18 protein-coding genes, 1 pseudogene and 1 riboswitch are annotated in these 22,252 nt (G+C 71.2%); of the genes and pseudogenes, 11 read left to right on the forward strand and 8 right to left on the reverse strand.

What is annotated here, in order from left to right:
* Positions 1-83 precede the first annotated feature (83 nt).
* From HCC30_RS08030 to HCC30_RS08050, 5 genes and pseudogenes are all read left to right on the forward strand, one after another.
* Positions 84-674: a peptidoglycan recognition family protein gene (locus HCC30_RS08030; protein WP_169441631.1), complete on the forward strand. Its 591-nt coding sequence runs from the start codon at positions 84-86 to the stop codon at positions 672-674.
* A 112-nt stretch (positions 675-786) separates the two neighbouring features.
* Complete coding sequence (locus HCC30_RS08035; RefSeq protein WP_169441632.1) at positions 787-1,683, forward strand: pyridoxal-phosphate dependent enzyme; 897 nt, start codon at positions 787-789, stop codon at positions 1,681-1,683.
* Positions 1,684-1,768: 85 nt separating this feature from the next.
* Positions 1,769-2,098, forward strand: a pseudogene (locus tag HCC30_RS08040) (GNAT family N-acetyltransferase); the annotation flags it as partial.
* Between the two features lie 235 nt (positions 2,099-2,333).
* Positions 2,334-2,756 (forward strand): anti-sigma regulatory factor, encoded by a 423-nt coding sequence (locus HCC30_RS08045; RefSeq protein ID WP_169441634.1) that lies wholly within the window; start codon positions 2,334-2,336, stop codon positions 2,754-2,756.
* Positions 2,757-2,776: 20 nt separating this feature from the next.
* Positions 2,777-3,703 carry a SigB/SigF/SigG family RNA polymerase sigma factor gene (locus HCC30_RS08050; RefSeq protein WP_169441869.1) on the forward strand — a complete coding sequence of 309 codons (927 nt, stop codon included), beginning with the start codon at positions 2,777-2,779 and terminating at the stop codon, positions 3,701-3,703.
* Between the two features lie 61 nt (positions 3,704-3,764).
* Here HCC30_RS08050 and HCC30_RS28235 read toward each other — a convergent pair whose 3' ends face one another.
* On the reverse strand, positions 3,765-4,262 hold the full coding sequence (locus tag HCC30_RS28235; protein ID WP_346776543.1) for a hypothetical protein: 498 nt from the start codon (positions 4,260-4,262) through the stop codon (positions 3,765-3,767).
* Between the two features lie 112 nt (positions 4,263-4,374).
* Here HCC30_RS28235 and HCC30_RS08060 point away from each other — a divergent pair, with 112 nt between their 5' ends.
* Entirely contained in the window at positions 4,375-5,343 is a 969-nt protein-coding gene (locus tag HCC30_RS08060; protein ID WP_169441635.1) for a diacylglycerol kinase family protein, read from the forward strand.
* Positions 5,344-5,657: 314 nt separating this feature from the next.
* Complete coding sequence (locus HCC30_RS08065; RefSeq protein WP_169441636.1) at positions 5,658-5,921, forward strand: WhiB family transcriptional regulator; 264 nt, start codon at positions 5,658-5,660, stop codon at positions 5,919-5,921.
* Positions 5,922-6,074: 153 nt separating this feature from the next.
* Here HCC30_RS08065 and HCC30_RS08070 read toward each other — a convergent pair whose 3' ends face one another.
* The 6 genes from HCC30_RS08070 to HCC30_RS08095 form a co-directional block, all read right to left on the reverse strand.
* Positions 6,075-7,577 carry a PAS domain-containing sensor histidine kinase gene (locus HCC30_RS08070; protein WP_169441871.1) on the reverse strand — a complete coding sequence of 501 codons (1,503 nt, stop codon included), beginning with the start codon at positions 7,575-7,577 and terminating at the stop codon, positions 6,075-6,077.
* A gap of 419 nt (positions 7,578-7,996) precedes the next feature.
* The gene (locus tag HCC30_RS08075) at positions 7,997-9,088 is read right to left on the reverse strand and encodes an SIS domain-containing protein (protein ID WP_169441637.1); all 1,092 of its coding nucleotides are present in this window, start codon (positions 9,086-9,088) and stop codon (positions 7,997-7,999) included.
* Positions 9,089-9,111: 23 nt separating this feature from the next.
* Positions 9,112-10,737, reverse strand: a complete 1,626-nt coding sequence (locus HCC30_RS08080) for a glycoside hydrolase family 3 protein (protein WP_169441638.1) — start codon at positions 10,735-10,737, stop codon at positions 9,112-9,114.
* Between the two features lie 8 nt (positions 10,738-10,745).
* On the reverse strand, positions 10,746-11,585 hold the full coding sequence (locus HCC30_RS08085; protein ID WP_169441639.1) for a carbohydrate ABC transporter permease: 840 nt from the start codon (positions 11,583-11,585) through the stop codon (positions 10,746-10,748).
* Positions 11,582-12,610 carry a sugar ABC transporter permease gene (locus HCC30_RS08090; protein ID WP_346776544.1) on the reverse strand — a complete coding sequence of 343 codons (1,029 nt, stop codon included), beginning with the start codon at positions 12,608-12,610 and terminating at the stop codon, positions 11,582-11,584. Before HCC30_RS08090 ends, HCC30_RS08085 begins: the two co-directional genes overlap by 4 nt.
* 95 nt (positions 12,611-12,705) lie before the next feature.
* Positions 12,706-14,013: an extracellular solute-binding protein gene (locus tag HCC30_RS08095; protein WP_169441640.1), complete on the reverse strand. Its 1,308-nt coding sequence runs from the start codon at positions 14,011-14,013 to the stop codon at positions 12,706-12,708.
* A 542-nt stretch (positions 14,014-14,555) separates the two neighbouring features.
* Here HCC30_RS08095 and HCC30_RS08100 point away from each other — a divergent pair.
* From HCC30_RS08100 to HCC30_RS08115, 4 genes are all read left to right on the forward strand, one after another.
* Entirely contained in the window at positions 14,556-15,365 is an 810-nt protein-coding gene (locus HCC30_RS08100; protein WP_169441641.1) for a GntR family transcriptional regulator, read from the forward strand.
* A 108-nt stretch (positions 15,366-15,473) separates the two neighbouring features.
* Positions 15,474-17,645: a carbon starvation CstA family protein gene (locus HCC30_RS08105; RefSeq protein WP_346776545.1), complete on the forward strand. Its 2,172-nt coding sequence runs from the start codon at positions 15,474-15,476 to the stop codon at positions 17,643-17,645.
* Between the two features lie 132 nt (positions 17,646-17,777).
* Positions 17,778-17,937: riboswitch (cobalamin riboswitch) on the forward strand.
* A 187-nt stretch (positions 17,938-18,124) separates the two neighbouring features.
* Positions 18,125-20,485: a ribonucleoside-diphosphate reductase subunit alpha gene (locus HCC30_RS08110; RefSeq protein ID WP_206323561.1), complete on the forward strand. Its 2,361-nt coding sequence runs from the start codon at positions 18,125-18,127 to the stop codon at positions 20,483-20,485.
* Positions 20,485-21,534, forward strand: a complete 1,050-nt coding sequence (locus HCC30_RS08115) for a ribonucleotide-diphosphate reductase subunit beta (RefSeq protein ID WP_169441643.1) — start codon at positions 20,485-20,487, stop codon at positions 21,532-21,534. The genes HCC30_RS08110 and HCC30_RS08115 overlap by 1 nt, the downstream gene beginning before the upstream one ends.
* 69 nt (positions 21,535-21,603) lie before the next feature.
* On the opposite strand, the gene def is transcribed toward HCC30_RS08115, so the two are convergent.
* On the reverse strand, positions 21,604-22,218 hold the full coding sequence (gene def / locus HCC30_RS08120) for a peptide deformylase (RefSeq protein ID WP_169441644.1): 615 nt from the start codon (positions 22,216-22,218) through the stop codon (positions 21,604-21,606).
* Positions 22,219-22,252: the final 34 nt, after the last annotated feature.

Genomic DNA, 22,252 nt, shown 5'->3' on the forward strand with positions numbered 1-22,252 from the left:
CACGCTGCCGACGGGTAACGGCGGCGACGGCAGGGAATCACACCGAACACCCGGACGAGACACGGAAGATGCGGGGGCGAGAGATGGCCACACCCATCACGGCGGACGCCTTGGTCGCGGCACTGAAGAAGGAAGGCGCGAAGGTCGAGGAGGTCCGCGACTGGCGCGAGCACAACCGCGACCACAAGGGCCCGTGGGGCCCGGTGCACGGCGTCATGATCCACCACACCGCGACGAGAGGCGCGAAGGAGACGGTGGACCTGATCTACGACGGCCACGCCGACCTGCCGGGACCGCTGTCCCACGGCTGCATCACCAAGGACGGCACCATCCACCTCGTCGGGAACGGCCGCTGCAACCACGCGGGGCTCGGGGACGACGACGTGCTCCGCGCGGTCGTCGCCGAGAAGCGCACCCCCACCCCGAACCAGGTCAACACCGACGGCAACCGGCACTTCTACGGCTTCGAGTGCGAGAACCTCGGCAACGGCGAGGACCCCTGGCCCGCCGAGCAGCTGGAGGCCATCGAGAAGGCCGCGGCGGCCCTGTGCCGGCACCACGGCTGGAACGAGATGTCGGTCATCGGCCATCTTCAGTGGACGGAACAGAAGTCCGACCCCAGGGGCTTCACCATGGACGCGCTCCGCGAGCGCATCGCCGCCCGGCTGAAGTAGCCCCGCGGCCACGGTGCCCGCGTGCGGTTCCCGGGGAGCCCCCAGCCCCCGGGAACCGCACGCCGCCGCCCCTCCCCCGGCACCGTCCGGGCGCCCGCGCGAGAATGCGGGCATGAGCAGCGACGTCCTCGGCCAGGCGCTCGGCCCCCGGCTCCCCTCCCCGCTCCGGGAGGTGGACGAGCCCGCGTTCACCGAGCGGGGCGTACGGCTGCTGCTCAAGCGGGACGACCTCATCCACCCCGCGCTCCCCGGCAACAAATGGCGCAAACTCGCCCCTAATCTGCGGTCCGCGACCGCCTCGGGGCACCGCGCACTGCTCACTTTCGGCGGCGCCTACTCCAACCATCTGCGCGCCACCGCCGCCGCCGGACGCCTCCTCGGCCTCGCCACCGTCGGCGTCGTACGCGGCGACGAGCTGGCCCGCAAACCGCTGAACCCCTCGCTCGCGCGCTGCGCCGCCGACGGCATGCGGCTGCACTTCGTCCCCCGCTCCGAGTACCGCCGCCGCGCCGACCCCGGCTACCTGGACGAGCTGCGCGCCCGCTTCGGCGGCCCGTACCTCGTCCCCGAGGGCGGCAGCAACGCGCTCGCCGTCGAGGGCTGCACCGCGCTCGGCGAGGAACTGCGCGGCGTCACCGACGTGGCCGCCGTCGCCTGCGGCACGGGCGGCACCCTCGCCGGGCTCGCCGCCGGACTCGCGCCCGGCCAGCGGGCCCTGGGCGTCCCGGTGCTGCGGGGCGGCTTCCTCGGTGACGAGGTGACCCGCCTCCAGCACGCGGCCTTCGGCGCGGTACGCGGCGACTGGACGCTGGACGACCGCTTCCACGGCGGCGGTTACGCCCGCACCACCCCGGAACTGGAGGAGTTCGCCGCCGCCTTCGCCGCCCGCCACGCCCTCCCGCAGCTGGACCGCGTGTACGTGGCCAAGCTGCTGCACGCGCTCACCACACTCGCCGCGGAGGGCGCCTTCCCGGAGGGCAGCACCGTCACCGCCGTGGTGACCGGCTAGCCCGCGCGCCCGCACACGGAATCGACGGGGGAACGGACAGCACCACCACCATCACCCAGAGTGAAACAGTTGGTTGCGCTCCGGGTGGTTCCGGAACCTCTCCACCCGGACCGGCACTCACGGTGCGTATCCGGAACTCCCGTACGTCCGGCCCGCCGCACGCGGCGCGGGGCCCGGCGGGGCACTGCTTTCGGCCCTTGCCCGAATCTGTGCCGAGCGGGGCTATGAACGCCTTGAGTGGTGGGTATTGGACTGGAACAAGCCGTCCGTCGACCGCAACCGGTCGCCGGGGACGGACCCTCACCGGGAAGCACCGGCGGGCGGACGGCGTTCCGGATACCGGGGGAACCGTGGAACACGCTCACCCACGCCAACGCAGCGTAATCGCAAGAGAATTGATCCACCCGACCCCTAGCCAACCGACAGTGCCCGCGGATTTACTATCAGTGACACTTTCGGGATGAGGGTCGCGGAGATCCAAGCGGGCGACATGACGACTTGGATCGCGATAGCGTCGCAAGCGAACCATCTACCGCGCAGGTTCGTCGGTGTCGGTGCGGGAATGCGGAATCCCCGCCGGAGCACTGCCGAACCAGCGCACTCAGAACAGCGAACGAGCCGAAGAGGCTTGTGCCACCTTGGAGGTGAGGGTGTCCCAGATCGCAGGTGAGCCCGCGGAGCAGGACAGCCAGGACTTCGTGGAGGTCCGGCTGCCCGCAGCGGGCGCCTATCTGTCGGTGCTGCGTACCGCCACAGCCGGTCTCGCGGCCCGCTTGGACTTCACCCTCGACGAGATCGAGGATCTGCGGATCGCCGTGGACGAGGCCTGCGCGATCCTGCTGCAGCAGGCCGTGCCCGGCTCCGTCCTCAGCTGTGTCTTCAAGCTCGTGGGCGATTCGCTGCGCGTCACCGTGTCGGCACCGACGACCGACGGACGGGCCCCCGAGCGCGACACCTTCGCCTGGACGGTGCTCTCCGCACTGGCCGGCGAGGTCGATTCCACCGTGTCTGACGACCGTACGGTCAGCATCAGCCTGCACAAGAAGCGCGGTGCCGGCCCTGGAGCGTCGTGACTGAGCGCGAGGCGAGGGAGATGACGGGCGGCCGCCACGGCACGGCGGCCGGCCCGGACATCCCTGAGCAGGCGCGGCCGCATCCCGACGGCCCCCCACGGCAGCGACCTGAGCAGGCGGAGCGGGCGGACGCGATGGACCAGCAGCACGAGACGCAGGGGAACGGCGACCGCGCGCCCAGGCACCTCGACCCGCACGACCGCAGCGGAGCCCGTGACCTGTTCACGGAGCTGCGGAAACTGCCCGTCGACTCGCCCCGGCGCGCGGAGCTGCGCAACCATCTGGTGCGGATGCATCTGCCGCTGGTGGAGCACCTCGCCCGGCGCTTCCGGAACCGCGGCGAACCGCTCGACGACCTCACCCAGGTCGCGACGATCGGTCTGATCAAGTCCGTCGACCGCTTCGACCCGGAACGCGGCGTGGAGTTCTCCACGTACGCGACACCCACCGTCGTCGGGGAGATCAAGCGGCACTTCCGGGACAAGGGCTGGGCGGTCCGCGTGCCGCGCAGGCTCCAGGAGCTGCGCCTGTCGCTGACGTCGGCGACGGCCGAGCTGTCCCAGCTGCACGGCCGCGCGCCGACCGTGCACGAGCTGGCCCAGCGGCTGTCGATCTCGGAGGAGGAGGTCCTGGAGGGCCTCGAGTCCGCGAACGCCTACAGCACCCTGTCGCTGGACGTCCCCGACACCGACGACGAGTCCCCCGCGGTGGCCGACACCCTCGGCGCCGAGGACGACGCGCTGGAGGGCGTGGAGTACCGCGAGTCCCTCAAGCCGCTGCTGGAGGAACTCCCGCCGCGCGAGAAGAAGATCCTGCTGCTGCGCTTCTTCGGCAACATGACGCAGTCGCAGATCGCCGAGGAGGTCGGCATCTCGCAGATGCACGTCTCCCGGCTGCTGGCCCGCACCCTGGCCCAGCTCCGCTCCCGGCTCCTGGTCGAGGAGTAACCGGGCCTCGGGCTCCGTGCGCGCATCCGCCGCCGCTCCCCGCGGCGGCGGTCACGCGCGCTCACGCGTCCTTCGTGGCCCCGCCGTCGCGCGGGCCGACCCCGAGGGCCAGCGTGGCCGTCGGGTTCACCAGGCAGCACAGCACCGCGACGCCGGCGAGCGCGATGGCGGCCCCGGCCGCCGTCCACACCCCGCCGTTCTGCGCCATCTGCCAGCCGATCGGCAGCGCCATCAGCTGCACGATCATCGAGGGCCCGCGCCCCCACCGCTGCTGCCGCCACAGCCCGCGCGCCGCGGCCAGCGGCAGCACGGCGAGCGCCAGCACGGTCAGCGCCATGGTGAGCGCCTGGGTCATGTCGTCCGGCGTGCTCGTCACCAGCATCACCAGCGAGACGACGCCGAAGGCGGCGACGACGACGCCCTCGATGCCCGTCAGCACGGCAGCGGCGGCGAGCCGGCGCGGGCGCCCCTCGGCCTCCGGGCCCTCGGCCTCCGGCGCGGTCTCCGGCTGGGTCTCCGGCTCGGGATTCGACTCGGCGTTCGCACTCTTCGATGACACAGCAGCAAGGGTAGCCCCGCGCCCGGAACCGCCCACCGGCCTCCTCCCGCCCCGGGGTCCGCATCGCGGGCGGGGGTGAGGCCGCCGTCCGGCGGTGGGTACGCTGCTCAGCATGCGCGCGCTCCTCGTGGTCAACCCGGCAGCCACCACCACCAGTGCCCGCACCCGTGACGTCCTGGCCCACGCGCTCGCCAGCGACCTCAAGCTGGAGGTGGCCACGACGCAGTACCGCGGCCACGCCCGCGACCTGGCACGGGAGGCCGCCGAGGGCGGCGAGACGGAGCTCGTCATCGCGCTCGGCGGCGACGGCACCGTCAACGAGATCGTGAACGGCCTGCTGCACGAAGGCCCCGACCCCGACCGCCTGCCGCGTATCGCCGTCGTCCCCGGCGGCTCGACGAACGTCTTCGCGCGCGCCCTGGGGATGCCGAACGACGTCGTGGAGGCCACCGGCGCGCTGCTGGACGCGCTCCAGGAGCGCAGCGAACGCGTCGTCGGCCTCGGCCGCGCGAGCGGCGTTCCGGGAACGGACGACGCGGAGGTGCCGCCGCGCTGGTTCACCTTCACCGCGGGACTGGGGTTCGACGCGGGAGTCGTCGGCCGGGTCGAACAGCAGCGGGAACGCGGCAAACGTTCGACCCACGCGCTGTACGTACGCCAGGTCGTCCGGCAGCTGCTGAAGGAACAGCACCGGAGCCGGGGAACGATCACGCTGGAGCGCCCGGGCGAGGACCCCGTCGAGGACCTGGTGCTGTCGATAGTCTGCAACACCTCTCCGTGGACCTACCTGGGCAATCGCCCCGTCTACGCGACCCCGGGCGCCTCCTTCGACACCGCGCTCGACGTGCTCGGACTGTCCCGTCTGACCTCCGGTGCGCTGAGCCGTTACGCGACCCAGCTGCTGACCTCCTCGCCCGAACGCGGGCCGCACGGCAAGCACGCCGTCAACCTGCACGACGTCACGGACTTCACCTTGCATTCGCAGGTTCCGCTGCCCTTTCAGATGGACGGTGACCACCTGGGAGTCCGTACGGACGTGAATTTCACAGGCGTACGCCGTGCACTGCGTGTGATTGTGTAAGTCGAAGGGCCGAAAGTCCTTCCACTCGAACGTTTAGGCCAGGATCCACCCCCTGGAAGTACGGCTGTGAGCTAGGCGACACCGTGGATTCCAAAAAAACTTCGCGGAAGGGGTTGTATCCGCCGCCGAGGTTTGCGAGTCTCTTCATGGCGATCGGGACGGCCCCTCAGGCGGCCCCCTTGAGAGCCCGAAACCCCCTCCTCAACTCCAGTGGGACCCGCATCACATCCGAGCGGCCCCCCTTCCCTTGCGGAGGGATTCGTGAAAGCGTTCACATTCACAAGCAGAGCTCAAGCACGAGAGAGGTAGCAGCCATGGACTGGCGTCACCACGCCGTTTGCCGCGAGGAAGACCCCGAGCTGTTCTTCCCCATCGGCAACACCGGTCCTGCGCTGCTGCAGATCGAGGAAGCCAAGGCTGTCTGCCGCCGCTGCCCCGTCATGGAGCAGTGCCTGCAGTGGGCCCTGGAGTCCGGTCAGGACTCCGGTGTGTGGGGTGGCCTCAGTGAGGACGAGCGCCGCGCGATGAAGCGCCGTGCCGCGCGTAACCGGGCGCGGAACAACGCCGCGTCCGCCTGACGACTGACACCCACGCCCTGCCACCAGCTGCACCCCGAGCCGCAGCGCGCAGTGCCCTGATACGCACAGCACATTCATAGCGCCGCTGAGCCCCGGTCCGCATCGAAGCGGACCGGGGCTCAGCGCTGTGCGCGGCCGGGTGCGCCCCCGGCGTCAGCTCTTGTCCCGCTTCTCCGCCGCGACGGGCAGGTCGAACAGGACCCGGGTGCCGCGTTCGGGTGCGGGGACCATGTCGAAGGTGCCGCCCAACTCGCCCTCCACCAGGGTGCGGACGATCTGGAGACCGAGGTTGCCGGCGCTCTTGGAGTCGAACCCCTCGGGCAGGCCCCGCCCGTCGTCCTGGACGGTCACCAACAGCCGCTGCTCGGCGCGGCGTTCGCCGAGGTCCTGCCCGTACACCGTGCTGCGTACGGCGCGGACCTCGACGGTGCCCTGTTCGCCGGGGCCGAAGCCGTGCTCCAGGGCGTTCTGCAGGACCTCGGTGAGGACCATCGACAGGGGTGTGGCGACCTCGGCGCCGAGGACGCCGAAGTGGCCCGTGCGGCGGCCGGTCACGCGGCCGGGGGAGATCTCGGCGACCATCGACAGCACCCGGTCGGCGATCTCGTCGAACTCGACCCGCTCGTCGAGGGTCTGCGAGAGCGTCTCGTGCACGATGGCGATCGAACCGACCCTGCGCACCGCCTCGTTGAGCGCCTCGCGGCCGCGGTCGGAGTCCATCCTGCGGGCCTGGAGGCGGAGCAGGGCCGCGACGGTCTGAAGGTTGTTCTTCACCCGGTGGTGGATTTCCCGGATGGTGGCGTCCTTCGTCATCAGCTCGCGCTCGCGCCGCCGGACCTCGGTGATGTCGCGCAGCAGGATCAGCGAACCGATGCGGGTGCCCTTGGGGTTGAGCGGGATCGTGCGCAGCTGGACGACGCAGTCGTTGGCCTCGATCTCGGCGCCGCGCGGCGCCCAGCCGCTCGCCAGCTTCACCATCGCCTCGTCCACGGGGGCGCGGGACGGGGCGAGTTCGGTGGTCGCCTGGCCGAGGTGGACGCCGACGAGGTCGGTGGCGAGCCCGAGGTGGTGGTACGCGGAGAGCGCGTTGGGGCTGGCGTACTGGACGATGCCGTCGGCGTCGAGGCGGATCAGGCCGTCGCCGGCGCGCGGTATGTGGTCGATGTCGAGCTGCTGGCCGGGGAAGGGGAAGGACCCGGCGGCGATCATCTGCGCGAGGTCCGACGCGCTCTGGAGGTAGGTGAGTTCGAGGCGGCTGGGGGTGCGCACCGTCAGCAGGTTGGTGTTGCGGGCGATGACGCCCAGCACCCGGCCCTCCCGGCGGACCGGGATCGACTCGACGCGGACCGGCACCTCCTCGCGCCACTCCGGGTCGCCCTCGCGCACGATCCGGCCCTCGTCCAGCGCGGCGTCCAGCAGCGGGCGGCGGCCGCGGGGCACGAGGTGGCCGACCATGTCGTCCTGGTACGAGGTGGGCCCGGTGTTGGGCCGCATCTGCGCCACGGAGACGTACCGCGTGCCGTCCCGGGTGGGGACCCACAGCACGAGGTCGGCGAAGGAGAGGTCCGAGAGCAGCTGCCACTCGGAGATCAGCAGGTGCAGCCACTCCAGCTCGGCGTCCGAGAGAGCGGTGTGCTGCCGTACGAGGTCGTTCATGGAGGGCACATGTGCGAGCCTACCGGCGGTTGTGGGATGGTCGTCCGGCAGCGTGCGTACGGGCGGTGTTCCCCGGGATTCCGGGGCTCGGCGGCCCCGCGCGCACTCGCCCGACGAAATCCGTCCCAGGCATGGACAGCCCCGAGTGGTCTAGTCCAGAATGCTGGTGTAAAGAACTCCACACACTTCTGTTCTCCCCGCACAGGAGAGCAGATTGAGGCTCGCGGCGCCCTCTGCCCTGACCGCGCCCGGGCCTTAGAGCTCCGGGCTGCGGTGCCGGGCGGGCTGAGGGTCCCGCTCGCGCGCCGCGGCCCGAAGTGCTTTCCGGGCCCGGTCGCCCGTACCCCCTTGTACGCACGTGGGCCCCGCGGCCGGCTGCGGGAGCCGGGCGCGGGGCCCACGGGTGGTGCGGGGCGCCGTCAGCGGGTCTGGGTGACCTTCGCGAGGGCGCGCGGGGAGTCCGGGTCCTGGCCGCGGGCGATGGTGACCTCGTAGGCCAGCATCTGCAACGGGATGATCTCCAGGACGGGCTGGAGCTCCTCCGCCAGGCCCTCGGTGGGCAGCGCGAAACCGGCCGTCGCGTCGGCCACGGCCGCCTCGTTGCCGATGACGACGAGGTCGGCGCCCCGGTCCTTGAGCCGGTCCAGGACGGGCTGGAGCGCCTCGCCGCCCTTGCCGTCGGTGACGACCGCGATGACCGGCGAGATGTTGTCGACCATGGCGAGCGGGCCGTGCAGCAGGTCGGCGCCCGAGTAGGACAGCGCCGGGATGTAGCTGGTCTCCATCAGCTTCAGCGCGGCTTCCTTCGCCGTCGGGTAGCCGTAGCCCCGCGAGGTGAGGACCATCCGCTCGGCGAAGCGGTAGCGCGCGGCGAGGGCCTTGACCTCGTCCTGGCGGGCGAGGACGGCCTCGGCCAGCTCGGGCAGGGCCTTGGCGCTGGAGGCGCCGTCGCCGCCGCGCATGCCGTCCACGAAGAGGTACAGCGCGAGCAGTTCGGCGGTGTACGTCTTCGTGGCGGGGAGAGCCTTCTCCTCGCCGGCGAGGACGTCGATGTGGAACTCGCTGACCTCGGCGAGCGGCGAGCCCGCGTTGTTCGTCACCGCGAGGGTGACGGCGCCGGCCTCGCGCGCGGCCTTGGTGGAGGCGACGAGGTCGGGCGAACCGCCGGACTGGCTGACGGTGATCACCAGGCAGTCGGTGAGGTCGGGCTGCGCCCCGTACGCGGTGGTCGTCGACATGGAGGTCAGGCCGACCGGCTTGCCCAGCTGGATCTCCAGCAGGTACTTCGCGTAGAGCGCCGCGTTGTCCGAGGTGCCGCGGGCGGTCAGCAGGACGAAGCGCGGGTTGCGTTCGGCGATCTTCTCGGCGACCTCGCGGATCGCGGGCGCACCCTGTTCGAGGATGCGGCGCAGCACCGCGGGCTGCTCCGCCATCTCGCCGGACATGATCCGGCCCGGCACGTCGGGGAGCGCCCCCGCAGCGGTGGAGTTCGGAGCTGACGGGGCGGACATGCTGAGTGCCTCCAAGTGGCTTTTCACGTGCGTGGACTGCGGGGCCCCGGCGAGGACGCCTCCCCGAGGGCGTCCGGGAGGTTCCCGACGATGGCTTCCGCAGCGGCCCGGCCGCAGACGCGGGCGGCGCCGTGGGTCGCGATGTGCAGCGCTCCGGAGGGCGTGGCCCGGGGCACTCCCATCTCGACGACGACCGTGTCGGGCCGTGCGGCGAGCAGGGTGTCCAGGACGTCCGCCATCCAGTAGTGCCGGTGCACGTCGCGCACCACTGCGACGATCCTACGGTCACCGGCCTGCCCGAGCACACTCGCGACCAGCGCCTCGGTGCCCTCCTCGGCGGCGTCCTGACCGGCGTACGAGGCGGTCTCGGTGCCGGGCAGCAGCCGGGACAGCTCGGCGGCCACGCCCCAGGGCGTCTCGTCGCCGACCGCGATGTTCGCCAGCGGCGTGAGCGCCGCGACGAACGCGGGCCCGGCGGGCGGCTCGTACGGTCCGGACGGGGTGACGCACAGGGCGCGGCGGGCGGCGGCGAGGCCGACGTCGGGGCGCCCGTCCCCGGTGGGGGCCGTGGGGGCCGCACCGCCGGCGGCCGCGGTGCTGCCGGCGGCGGTGCGGCGGGCCTCGCGCGTCCATTCCGCGAGGCCCCTTACCCGTGCCGCGGCCTCGGCGAGCCGCTCCTCCGTCAGCTCGCCCTCGCGAACGGCCCTCACCAGCGCGTCGCGCAGCCGCAGCACGGTGTCCTCGTCGGCCAGTCCGCCGCCGACGCAGATGGCGTCGGCCCCGGCGGCCAGGGCGAGGACGCTGCCTCGCTCCAGTCCGTAGGTGGCGGAGATGGCCTGCATCTCCATTCCGTCGGTGACGATCAGTCCCTGGTGCCCCAGGCCGCCCTCGCTCTCCGGTGCGCGCAGCAGGCCGGTGAGGGCGGCCGGGCTGAGGGTGCCGGGGCGTTCGCCGTCGAGTGCGGGCAGCACGATGTGCGCGCTCATCACGCACTTGCTGCCCGCGGCGACGGCGGCGCGGAAGGGCACCAGTTCGCGTGCGTGGAGGGTGGCCAGGTCCGCGTCGATGCGGGGCAGCGAGTGGTGCGAGTCGACGGCGGTGTCGCCGTGGCCGGGGAAGTGCTTGACGCAGGCGGCGACCCCGGCGGCCTGGAGCCCGTCGATGTAGGCGACGGTGTGCCGGGCCACCAGCTCCGGGTCCTCGCCGAAGGAGCGGACGCCGATGACGGGGTTGTCCGGGTTGGAGTTGACGTCGGCCGAGGGCGCCCAGTTGAGGTTGACGCCGCACTCGGCGAGGCGGCGGCCGAGGGCGTGCGCGACGGCGCGGGTCAGCTCCGGGTCGTCGACGTGGCCGAGGGCGAGGTTGCCGGGGAAGGACGAGCCGGTGCGCGCCTCCAGCCGGGTCACGTCGCCGCCCTCCTCGTCGATGGCGACCAGGACGTCGGGACTGATCTCCCGCAGCCGGGCGGTGAGGGCCGCGAGCTGGTCACGGGAGGCGATGTTGCGGCCGAACAGGCCGACGGAGGCGAGTCCTTCGTCGAGCCGGCGCAGCAGCCAGTCGGGGGCCGTGGTGCCGGTGAAGCCCGGCTGGAGGACCGTGAGGGCGTCCCGGGTGAGGGTGCCGGTCGCGCGTACGGAGGTGCTGGTCATGTCGAGCCCTATCCCTTCACTGCGCCGGAGGTCAGGCCGGCGGCCATCTTCTTCTGGACGAGCAGGAAGAAGACGACCACGGGCACGGCGACGATCACGGAGCCGGCCATCAGGCCGCCGTAGTCGGTGCCGCGGTCGGTGGTGAAGTTCATCAGCCACACGTTGAGCGTGTACTTGTCGTTGTCCTGCATCAGGACGTAGGCGAAGAGGTACTCGTTCCACGCCGTGATGAGCGCGAACACCGAGGACGCCGCCAGTCCGGGCGCGAGCAGCGGGAGGACGACCCGGCGGAAGGCGCCCAGCCGGGTGCAGCCGTCGACCATCGCCGACTCCTCCAGCTCCACGGGCACGTTGACGACGAAACCGCGCACCATCCACGTCACGAACGGGAGCACGGTCACCAGGTAGACGACGATGACGCCCCAGTACTCGTTGAGTGCGCCCAGCGCGTTCAGCTGCACGTAGATGGGGATCAGCATCGCCGTCGGCGGCAGCAGCTGGACGAGGACGAGGACCGTCATGAACGCCTTGCGCCCGGTGAAGCGGAAGCGGCCGATGGCGAACGCGGCGACGGTGCCGAGCAGCAGCGCCCCGAGCACCGAGGTGACGCAGATGACGAGGCTGGACTGGATGGCCGTCCAGAAGAACCGGGTCTCCGTGGCGCGGACGAAGTTGTCCAGGGTGAGCGAGGTGGGCCACAGCGACTGGTCGTAGGAGCGGATCTCGCGGTTCGGGCGGAAGGCGCTGACCAGCAGCCAGTAGACCGGGAAGGCCATGACGAGGAAGGCGAGCAGCCCGAGCAGGTCGTAGACCGTGCGGCGGGCGCGGGTGGGGGTGTGCGTGCTCATTCGACCTCTCCCGCCTTGAGCAGCTGGCGGAGGTAGTACACGGCGACGCCGGACAGCAGCAGCACGGTGATCAGGGCGATCGCGGTGCCCTGGCTGAAGGAGGAGCTGGCGAACGCCTTCTGGAAGGAGTAGATGCCGAGCAGTTCGTACTCCGGCTCCGGCTTGTTGCTCCGCATCAGGAAGACCTGGCCGAAGACGTTGAAGTCCCAGATCACCGAGAGCGTCGCCACCATCTGGAACACCGGCTTGATGACGGGGAAGACGACCGCGCGGAAGACGCCGAGCGGCCCGGCCCCGTCCAGCTGCGCCGCCTCCTCCAGCTCCCGGGGGACCTGGGTGAGCGCCGCGTACAGCGTGACGGCGACGAAGGGCACCGCGCCCCAGACGACGACGGCGCCGATGACGGTGAAGCCCTGCCACGGGTTCACGAACCAGTTGTGGCCCTGGAGGTCGATCCCGGGCAGCTTGCTGAGCAGGCTGTTGACGACGCCGTAGTCGGTGTCGGCGAACCAGCGGAAGACGGACGTGGCGACCAGCAGCGGCATCGACCAGGCCGCGACGAGCGCGCCCGTCAGCAGCAGCCGCACCCAGGTGGACAGGCGCTGCATCAGCAGCGCGAGCAGCAGCCCGAAGCCCATGGTGGCCGTGACGCAGACGGCCATGAACAGCACGGTGCGCCCGGTGACGAGCCAGAACTGCGGGTCCGAGAACACGGCGGTGAACTGGTCGAGGCCGACCCAGGGCGCGGAGTCGCCGCTCCACAGCTCGCGCCGTCCCAGGTCCTGGAAGGACATGGTGACCGTCTGCACGAGCGGCCAGCCGAAGACGGCGGCGATCGCGACGATCGCCGGGGCGATCAGCAGGTACGGCAGCGGGACGCGGCGGCCGGGGAGGCGGCGCCCGGGGGCGCGGCCGCCGGAGCGCGGCGCGCGCGGGCCCTCGCGTGGCGGGCTGCCCCGCTCCCCCGGTGCTTCGGGGTGCGGGGCGTCGGCCACACCGGTGCTTGCTGTGTCAGCGGCACTCACTGTGCAGACCTTCCGGTGGGGAGATGCGTGTCCCGGGCGCGCGCCCGGGACAGGGGCCCGCCGGACAGGGGGCAGGTTCCTGTCCGGCGGGCAGCTCACGCCTCGTTGTTGATGAGGGAGTCGATCTTCTTGTCGGCCTTCGCGGTGGCCGCGGCGACGGATTCGCCCTTGATGATGTCGACGAGCATGGTGGTGATGACCCCCTGCTTCTCGACCGCGGCCCAGCCCGGTGCGATGGGCGTGAACCAGGCGTCCGGCACGGCCTTGGCGGCCGCCGCCGTCTCCGGGTTCTTCTTCAGGGGCTCCAGCTGCTTCGTGTTGTTCGGGAGGATGTTCTTCTCCGCGAGCACCTGCTGGGACTTCTCACTCGTGAACATCGCGATCCAGTCCTCGGCCAGGTCCTTGGCCTCGGACTTCTCGATCACGCCCAGGTCGGAGCCGCCGACGAGGGACGGCAGCGGCTTGCCACCGGGGCCCGGCATGACGGCGGTGCCGACGTCGCCCTTGAGCTCCGGGTTGCCCTGCTCGCCGCCGATGACCCGGTCGACCTCGAAGGTGTTGCCGTAGAGCATGGCGGCCTTCTTGTTCGCCATGACGTTGGCGTGGTCGAGCTCGTCCTTGGTCTTGTCCGCGTTGTTCCACGTGGTGACCAGGTCGGTGAAGTGCTTGACGCCCTTGCGTGCTTCGGGCGAACTCAGCGACGCCTTCCACTTCTTGGCGCCCTCGTCGTACGTGGCGATCTCGCCGCCGTAGGCCGTGACGTAGGACATCGCGGCGTACCAGTACTTGCCGGGCAGGTAGAGCGGGGAGAACGCCTTGTCGGAGCCGTACTCCTGCTCCAGCTTCTTCAGCGCGTCCCGGAGCCCGGCCTCGGTGGCGGGGACCTTCCCGCTGCCCGTGGCCTTCTCGAACATCGCGTTGTTCGCGATCGCGACGCGTGCGGCCGCGTAGTACGGGACGCAGTAGAGCTTGCCCTCGAAGGTGCAGGTGTCCTCCAGGCCCTTGATCCAGCTGTCGCTGTTGTCGTAGTCCTTGGCGTCCACCTCGGCGAGCGCGCCGTTGAGGATGTACGTCTGGGTCTCGGTGTTGCCGAGCTCGACGACGTCGGGGAACTTGTCGCCGCCCAGGGCCGCGTCCAGCTTCTTGGTCTTGTCGCCCCACTGCTGGAACTGGACGTTGACCTTGACCTTCGGGTACTTCTTCTTGAACTGCGCGTTGACGTCCTCGACCAGTTCGGGCCAGGTGCTCTCCGCGTCGTTCATCAGCCACACGGTGAGCGTCTCGGTGCGGTCCTTCGGCGCCTTGTCCGAGTTGTCGCCCCCGCCCGACCCGCACGCCGACAATCCCGAGACCATCGCCATCGTGATCGCCGCACCAACTGCCGCTGTGAGCCTGCGCTTCACGCCACCCTCCCTGTCGTGCCATGCGCGGTGTGCCGCCGTCCGGCCCGGGCCGACGGCGTACGCGGCGGCCCGGCACACGACCGCGCAGATCCGCGGTGCGCTATTGGTTTAGACCAGTGCGGGCAGCTTGGCCTAGACCTATAGGGGTGTCAATGGGTCCGACAGGGGCTCCCCCTTCCGTTACCGGACCGACATCCGCGGCCCGATCCACCACAGTCCGGGGCGAGTTGGGCCCTGGCCGCGCCCCCTGCCGGAAGCACCGGAACCCTCCCGTACCGCGCGGGGGCACCCGGAAGCCGGACCATCCCGTGGACACGGGGAGACGCCGGGGGCCCGATGCCGTTTACTGGTACAGACCACCAACCGGGTTCCCGTGCGGCCCCCCGTACGGAATGCTCGCCGTCGTGGCCCCGTGCCACGATGTGGACCGCGTCGCGCGGCTGTCCCGGTCATGGGCACGGGGCCGGGCTCCGCGAGGGGCCGGCCGACGCGGACGGAGGAAGCCGGTGACGGCAGCAGGACACGACTCGGGAAGGCGCGTCATGGGTACGGACGGGGGCGCGGGCACGGCCGCCGGCGCCGCAGAGGCTGACTCCGCGAACGGCAGCGGGGCGCGCACGGCGCGCGTGCCCAAGTACTACCGGCTGAAGCGTCACTTGCTGGAGATGACCGAGACGCTGCCGCCCGGCACGCCCGTCCCGCCCGAGCGGACCCTCGCCGGCGAGTTCGACACCTCCCGTACGACCGTCCGGCAGGCGCTCCAGGAGCTGGTCGTGGAGGGGCGGCTGGAGCGCATCCAGGGCAAGGGCACCTTCGTCGCCAAGCCCAAGGTCTCCCAGGCGCTCCAACTCACCTCCTACACCGAGGACATGCGGGCCCAGGGCCTGGAGCCCGCCTCGCAGCTGCTGGACATCGGCTACGTCACCGCCGACGACCGGCTCGCCGGGCTGCTCGACATCCGGCCCGGCGGACGCGTCCTGCGGATCGAACGGCTCCGGCTGGCCAGCGGCGAGCCGATGGCCATAGAGACCACGCACCTCTCCCAGAAGCGCTTCCCCGCGCTGCGCAAGAGCCTGGTGAAGTACACCTCGCTCTACACGGCGCTCGCCGAGGTGTACGGCGTCCACCTGGCGGAGGCCGAGGAGACGATCGAGACCTCCCTCGCCACCCCGCGCGAGGCCGGCCTGCTGGGGACGGACGTGGGCCTGCCGATGCTGATGCTCTCCCGGCACTCGCGCGACACCGCGGGCGAGCCCGTGGAGTGGGTGCGCTCGGTCTACCGCGGCGACCGGTACAAGTTCGTCGCCAGCCTCCGGCGGCCGCACCCCGGGGCGCCGGACGAGGCCCGGTAGCGGGGGAGTTCGCCGGGGGCCGTCCGTGCCGACGGTGTAGCGCGGATCACGTTCGTGCTCTACGGTCCGAGTCGTCGTGAGGGATCACGCCGACTGAAGGGGCGAGCGGTGCGCAGCGTCAGACCTCGAACCATCGTCATCTGGACCGCCGTCGCGCTCATCGGCGCCGCGGCCTGGTCCGTGCTCGCGCTCTCCCGGGGCGAGGAGGTGTCGGCCGCCTGGATGGTGGCCGCGGCGCTCGGCAGCTACGCCATCGCGTACCGCTTCTACGCGCGGTTCATCGCGCGCCGGGTGCTCAAGGTCGACCGGACGCGGGCCACGCCCGCCGAACGGCTCGACAACGGCATCGACTTCCAGCCCACCGACCGGCGCGTGCTGCTCGGCCACCACTTCGCCGCCATCGCCGGCGCGGGGCCGCTCGTCGGGCCCGTACTCGCCGCGCAGATGGGGTACTTGCCGGGCACCATCTGGATCATCGCGGGCGTGATCTTCGCGGGCGCGGTGCAGGACATGGTGGTGCTGTTCTTCTCCATGCGGCGGGACGGCAAGTCGCTGGGGCAGATGGCACGGGAGGAGATCGGCCCCGTCGGCGGCGCGGCCGCGCTGCTCGCCGTGTTCGCCATCATGATCATCCTGCTCGCGGTGCTGGCCCTGGTCGTCGTGAACGCGCTGGCCGAGTCGCCCTGGGGCACCTTCTCCATCGCGATGACGATCCCCATCGCGCTGTTCATGGGCCTCTATCTGCGCGTGCTGCGGCCGGGACGGGTCAGCGAGGTCTCGCTGATCGGGGTGGTGCTCCTGCTGCTGGCCATCGTCTCGGGCAGCTGGGTCGCCGAGTCCTCCTGGGCGGAGACCTTCACGCTGGAACCGGCCACCCTCGTGGTGTGGATGGTGGCCTACGGGTTCATCGCGTCCGTCCTGCCGGTGTGGATGCTCCTCGCGCCGCGCGACTACCTGTCCACGTTCATGAAGGTGGGCACCATCGGGCTGCTCGCGGTCGGTGTGGTGGTGGCCCTGCCGACGATGAAGATGGACGCCGTCACGGACTTCGCGACGCGCGGCGACGGGCCGGTGTTCGCCGGATCGCTCTTCCCGTTCGTCTTCATCACCATCGCCTGCGGCGCGCTCTCCGGCTTCCACGCGCTGATCTCCTCGGGCACCACCCCGAAGATGATCCAGAAGGAGACGCAGATCCGGATGATCGGCTACGGCTCCATGCTGATGGAGTCCTTCGTCGCCGTGATGGCGATGGTCGCCGCCGGAATCATCGACCCGGGGCTCTACTTCGCGATGAACGCGCCGGCCGGCGTCATCGGGGACAACGTCCAGGCGGCCTCCGAGGCCGTCGCCAACCTCGGCTACACGATCTCGCCCGAGCAACTGGCCGCCGCGGCCAAGGGAGTCGAGGAGAGCAGCCTGCTCTCGCGTACGGGCGGGGCGCCGACGCTCGCGGTCGGCGTCTCGGAGATCTTCTCCCAAGTCCTGGGCGGCGCCGGGATGAAGGCGTTCTGGTACCACTTCGCCATCATGTTCGAGGCGCTGTTCATCCTGACCGCGCTCGACGCCGGCACCCGCGTGGGCCGCTTCATGCTCCAGGACACCCTCGGCAACGTCTACAAGCCGTTCCGCAACGTCAGCTGGCTGCCCGGGCTGTGGTTCAGCAGCGCCGTCGTGGTCGCCCTGTGGGGCTACTTCCTGTGGGTCGGCGTGCACGACCCGCTGGGCGGCATCAACCAGCTGTTCCCCCTGTTCGGCATCGCGAACCAGCTGCTGGCCGCCGTCGCGCTGGCCGTCGCGACCACGCTGCTGATCAAGTCCGGCAGGCTCAAGTGGGCCTGGGTGACGGGCGTTCCGCTCGTCTGGGACGCGGTGGTCACCCTCACCGCGAGCTGGCAGAAGGTCTTCTCCACCGACCCGGCCGTCGGCTTCTTCGAGCAGCGCGCCGTGTACCGGGAGGCGATCGAACGGGGCGAGGTGCGGCCCCCGGCGAAGACCATGGACGACATGCACACCGTCGTGACGAACGCCACGGTGGACGGCGTCCTCTCCATCCTCTTCGCCCTGCTGGTGGTCCTCGTCCTCGCCGACGCGGCCCGGGTCTGCGTCCGGGCCGTGCGCGATCCGGAATCCGCGCGGCTGCGCGAGGTGCCGCACACCGCCTCACAACTGACCGCCCCGGCCGGGCTGTTCGCCACCAAGGAGGAGAAGGCCGAACTCGCGCTCGCGGCCGCAGGACCGGAGGACGGGAAGCCGCGCGCGGACGGCGAAGCGGAACGGTAGGACCGGGCCGCTCGCCCTCGCGTCCCCGCACGCCGCCGCCCCGCACGGGGCGGCGGCGTGCGGCGTTTCCGGCCGTCCGCCGCACCGGCCCCGCAGCACGGCGACACAAGATATGGGGCTGACACGGAGACTCAGCACAAGATGTATGCTCGTGCTCCGCAACCGCAGCAGGGGAATCCGGTGCAAGTCCGGAACTGTCCCGCAACGGTGTGCGAGAGCAGGTCATCTCCGTGATCCCACGGTGCCGCCGCCCTCGCGAGTCCGAGTACCTGCCGGTTGTCCGTACTGATCGTCCGGGCCCCGTGGGATGGGCCGACGGACGTCGCGCAGCGCGTGCCGCCCAGATCCGGCGCGACTGCGGGCGCCCCGTCGTGCCACGCCCCTCGCAGGCCCCAGCCGAGCGAGGGAGAGCGCGCCCAGTGACCATCGCACCAGCCGAATCCGGCACCGTTTCCGCGGCAGCCGGTGAGCCCGACCCCCTGGCGGCCGCGCTGCGGCGCACGCTGACCGAGCTGACCGCCGGACTGCCCGCCACCGACGCCGAACGCGTCGCGCGGGCCGCGCTCCGCGGCCGCCACCCGGGCTCCGACGAGGCCGAGTTGCGGGACCTGGCGGCCGAGTCGGCGGCCGGGCTGATCGGCGAGGAGCCCGCGTACTCGCGGCTCGCCGCCCGGCTGCTGACACTCGCCGTCCGGGACGAGGCGGCGGGCCAGGGCGCGACCTCGTTCTCCGCCTCGGTGGCGACCGGGCACCGCGAGGGCCTGATCGAGGACCGCACGGCCGCGTTCGTCGCCCGGCACGCGCGGCGGCTCGACGCCCTCGCCGAAAATGCCGTCGCCGACGGCGCCGACGACCGCTTCGGCTACTTCGGGCTGCGCACCGTCCACTCCCGCTACCTGTTGCGGCACCCGCACACCCGCCGGGTGATCGAGACCCCGCAGCACTTCCTGCTGCGGGTGGCCTGCGGCCTCGCCGAGGACGACTCGGAGCGGGCCGTCGAGCAGGTGGCCGAGCTGTACCGGCTGACCAGCACGCTGTCCTACCTGCCCTCCTCCCCCACGCTGTTCAACTCCGGTACGCGGCACCCCCAGATGTCGTCCTGCTACCTGCTGGACTCCCCGCTGGACCAGCTGGACTCGATCTACGGCCGGTACCACGAGGTCGCCCGGCTCTCGAAGCACGCGGGCGGCATCGGGCTCTCGTACTCCCGCATCCGCGCCCGCGGTTCGCTGATCCGGGGCACGAACGGGCACTCCAACGGCATCGTCCCGTTCCTGCGCACCCTCGACTCCTCGGTGGCCGCGGTGAACCAGGGCGGCCGCCGCAAGGGCGCCGCCTGCGTCTACCTGGAGTCGTGGCACGCGGACCTGGAGGAGTTCCTGGAGCTGCGGGACAACACCGGTGAGGACGCGCGGCGCACGCACAACCTGAACATCGCGCACTGGATCCCGGACGAGTTCATGCGCCGCGTCGAGGCCGACGCCGACTGGTCGCTGTTCTCCCCCGTCGACGTGCCCGAACTCGTCGACCTGTGGGGCGAGGAGTTCGACGCCGCCTACCGCAGGGCCGAGGCCGAGGGCCGGTACGTCAAGCAGGTGCCCGCGCGGCAGCTGTACTCGCGGATGATGCGCACCCTCGCGCAGACCGGCAACGGCTGGATGACCTTCAAGGACGCGGCCAACCGCACCGCCAACCAGACCGCCGAACCGGGCCGCGTCGTCCACTCCTCCAACCTGTGCACGGAGATCCTGGAGGTCACCGACGACGGCGAGACCGCCGTCTGCAACCTCGGCTCCGTCAACCTCGCCGCGCACCTCGGCGGGGACGGCCGGATGGACTGGGAGGAACTCGACCGCACCGTCCGTACGGCGGTGACCTTCCTCGACCGCGTCGTGGACATCAACTTCTACCCGACCGAGCAGGCCGCCGCCTCCAACTCCCGCTGGCGCCCGGTCGGTCTGGGCCTGATGGGCCTCCAGGACGTGTTCTTCCGGCTCGGGCTGCCCTTCGACTCCGACGAGGCGCGCGCGCTGTCGACCCGCATCTCCGAACGCATCATGCTCGCCGCGTACGAGGCGTCCGCCGCGCTCGCCGAGCAGCACGGTCCGCTGCCCGCCTGGTCCGGCACCCGCACGGCTCGCGGCGTGCTGCACCCCGACCACTACCCGGAGACCGCCGGCGACCGCGCCTGGCCCGAGCGCTGGGAGCGGCTGCGGGAGCGGATCGCGCGGACCGGCATGCGCAACTCGCTGCTGCTCGCCATCGCGCCGACGGCCACCATCGCGGCCATCGCCGGGGTGTACGAGTGCATCGAGCCGCAGGTGTCGAACCTGTTCAAACGCGAGACGCTGAGCGGCGAGTTCCTCCAGGTCAACGCGTACCTGGTCGAGGAGCTCAAGGCGCGCGGGCTGTGGGACGACCGGGCCCGCGAGGCGCTGCGCGAGACCAACGGCTCGGTGCAGGACCTCGACTGGGTCCCCGCCGACGTCCAGCGGCTGTACCGCACCGCCTGGGAGATCCCGCAGCGCGCGCTGATCGACATGGCCGCGGCGCGTACTCCGTACCTCGACCAGAGCCAGTCGCTGAACCTGTTCATGGCCTCGCCGACGATCGGCAAGCTCAGCTCGATGTACGCGTACGCCTGGAAGCGCGGCATCAAGACCACCTACTACCTCAGGTCGCGCCCCGCGACCCGGATCGCGCGCGCCGCCGGTTCCGGTTCCGCCCTGCCCGCACAGCAGACGGGCACCACCGACGCGACGGACACCTCCCCGGCCCCGGCCGAGGACGCCGTCGCCTGCTCCCTGGAAAACCCCGAGTCCTGCGAGGCCTGCCAGTAATGACCACGGCAACCCAGCACACCACGACCGCCGGCCACGACGGCGCCGCGAAGAACCTGCTCGACCCCGGCTTCGAGCTGACCCTGCGGCCCATGCGCTACCCGCACTTCTACGAGCGGTACCGCGACGCCATCAAGAACACATGGACGGTCGAGGAGGTCGACCTGCACTCGGACGTGGCGGACCTCGCCAAACTGTCCGAGGGCGAACAGCACATGATCAGCCGCCTGGTGGCCTTCTTCGCCACCGGTGACTCGATCGTCGCGAACAACCTGGTGCTGACCCTCTACAAGCACATCAACTCGCCCGAGGCGCGCCTCTATCTGTCCCGCCAGCTGTTCGAGGAGGCCGTGCACGTCCAGTTCTATCTGACGCTGCTCGACACCTATCTCCCGGACATGGACGAGCGTGTGGAGGCGTTCGCCGCGGTGGAGAACATCCCCTCCATCCGCGAGAAGGCCCAGTTCTGCTTCCGGTGGATGGACCACGTGGAGGAGATGGACCAGCTGGAGAGCAAGGCCGACCGCCGCCGCTTCCTGCTGAACCTGATCTGCTTCGCGGCCTGCATCGAGGGCCTGTTCTTCTACGGCGCCTTCGCCTACGTCTACTGGTTCCGCTCCCGCGGCCTGCTGCACGGCCTGGCCACCGGCACCAACTGGGTGTTCCGCGACGAGTCGATGCACATGTCCTTCGCCTTCGACGTGGTCGACACCGTCCGCCAGGAGGAACCCGACCTGTTCGACGACGAGTTGGAGAAGCAGGTGACGGCCATGCTGGAGGAGGCCGTCGAGGCCGAGCTCCAGTTCGCCCGCGACCTGTGCGGCGAGGGCCTGCCCGGCATGAACACCGACTCCATGCGCGAGTACCTCCAGGCCGTGGCCGACCAGCGGCTGGCCCGCCTCGGCTTCCCGCAGCGGTACGGCTCGGCCAACCCGTTCTCCTTCATGGAGCTCCAGAACGTCCAGGAGCTCACCAACTTCTTCGAACGGCGCGCCTCCGCCTACCAGGTCGCCGTCGAGGGCTCCGTCTCCTTCGACGACGAGTTCTGACACCGCGACGACGGCGGGCGGCCCGCGAAAACGCGAGCCGCCCGCCGTCGTGTGTTCCGTCCCCGCGGATCAGTCGTTCGGCACGACCTCGTAGCGCGGGGTGCTCTCGCCCATCTGCCGCATGACGTCCTTGCGTTCACGCTTCGCCAGGCGGTCGATGTAGAGGTAGCCGTACAGGTGGTCCGTCTCGTGCTGGAGGCAGCGCGCGAAGTAGCCGGTGCCCCGGACGGCGATCGGCTCGCCCTTCGCGTCCGTGCCGCGCACCACCGCGTAGTCGGGGCGCGCGAGCGGGGCGTACGCGCCGGGCACGGAGAGGCAGCCCTCGTTGGAGTCGTCCAGCACCCGCTCGCCCGCCGGGAGTTCGTCCAGCACGGGGTTGCAGACGGCGCCGACGTGCCGCACGCCCTCGTCGTCCATGCAGTCGTAGACGAAGACCTTCAGGTCGACACCGATCTGGTTCGCGGCGAGGCCGACGCCCTCCGCCGCGCGCTGGCTGGCGAACATGTCGTCGATCAGCGCGGCGAGCTCGTCCCCGTACTCGGTGACGTCCTTGCACTCGCTGTGCAGCACCGGATTGCCGACGACGGTGACCGGACGGGCCGTGCCGCGCTCCCGGTGCGCGGTCTCGCGGGCCTCGCAGTCCTGCGTGTCGTCGATGAACTCACTGGTCCGCTGCTCCGCCATGCCGCCGTACGCCTTCCTCACCGCCGAAGGGCCG

The organism is Streptomyces sp. HNM0574, assembly GCF_012726235.1.
Taxonomy (GTDB): Bacteria; Actinomycetota; Actinomycetes; order Streptomycetales; family Streptomycetaceae; genus Streptomyces.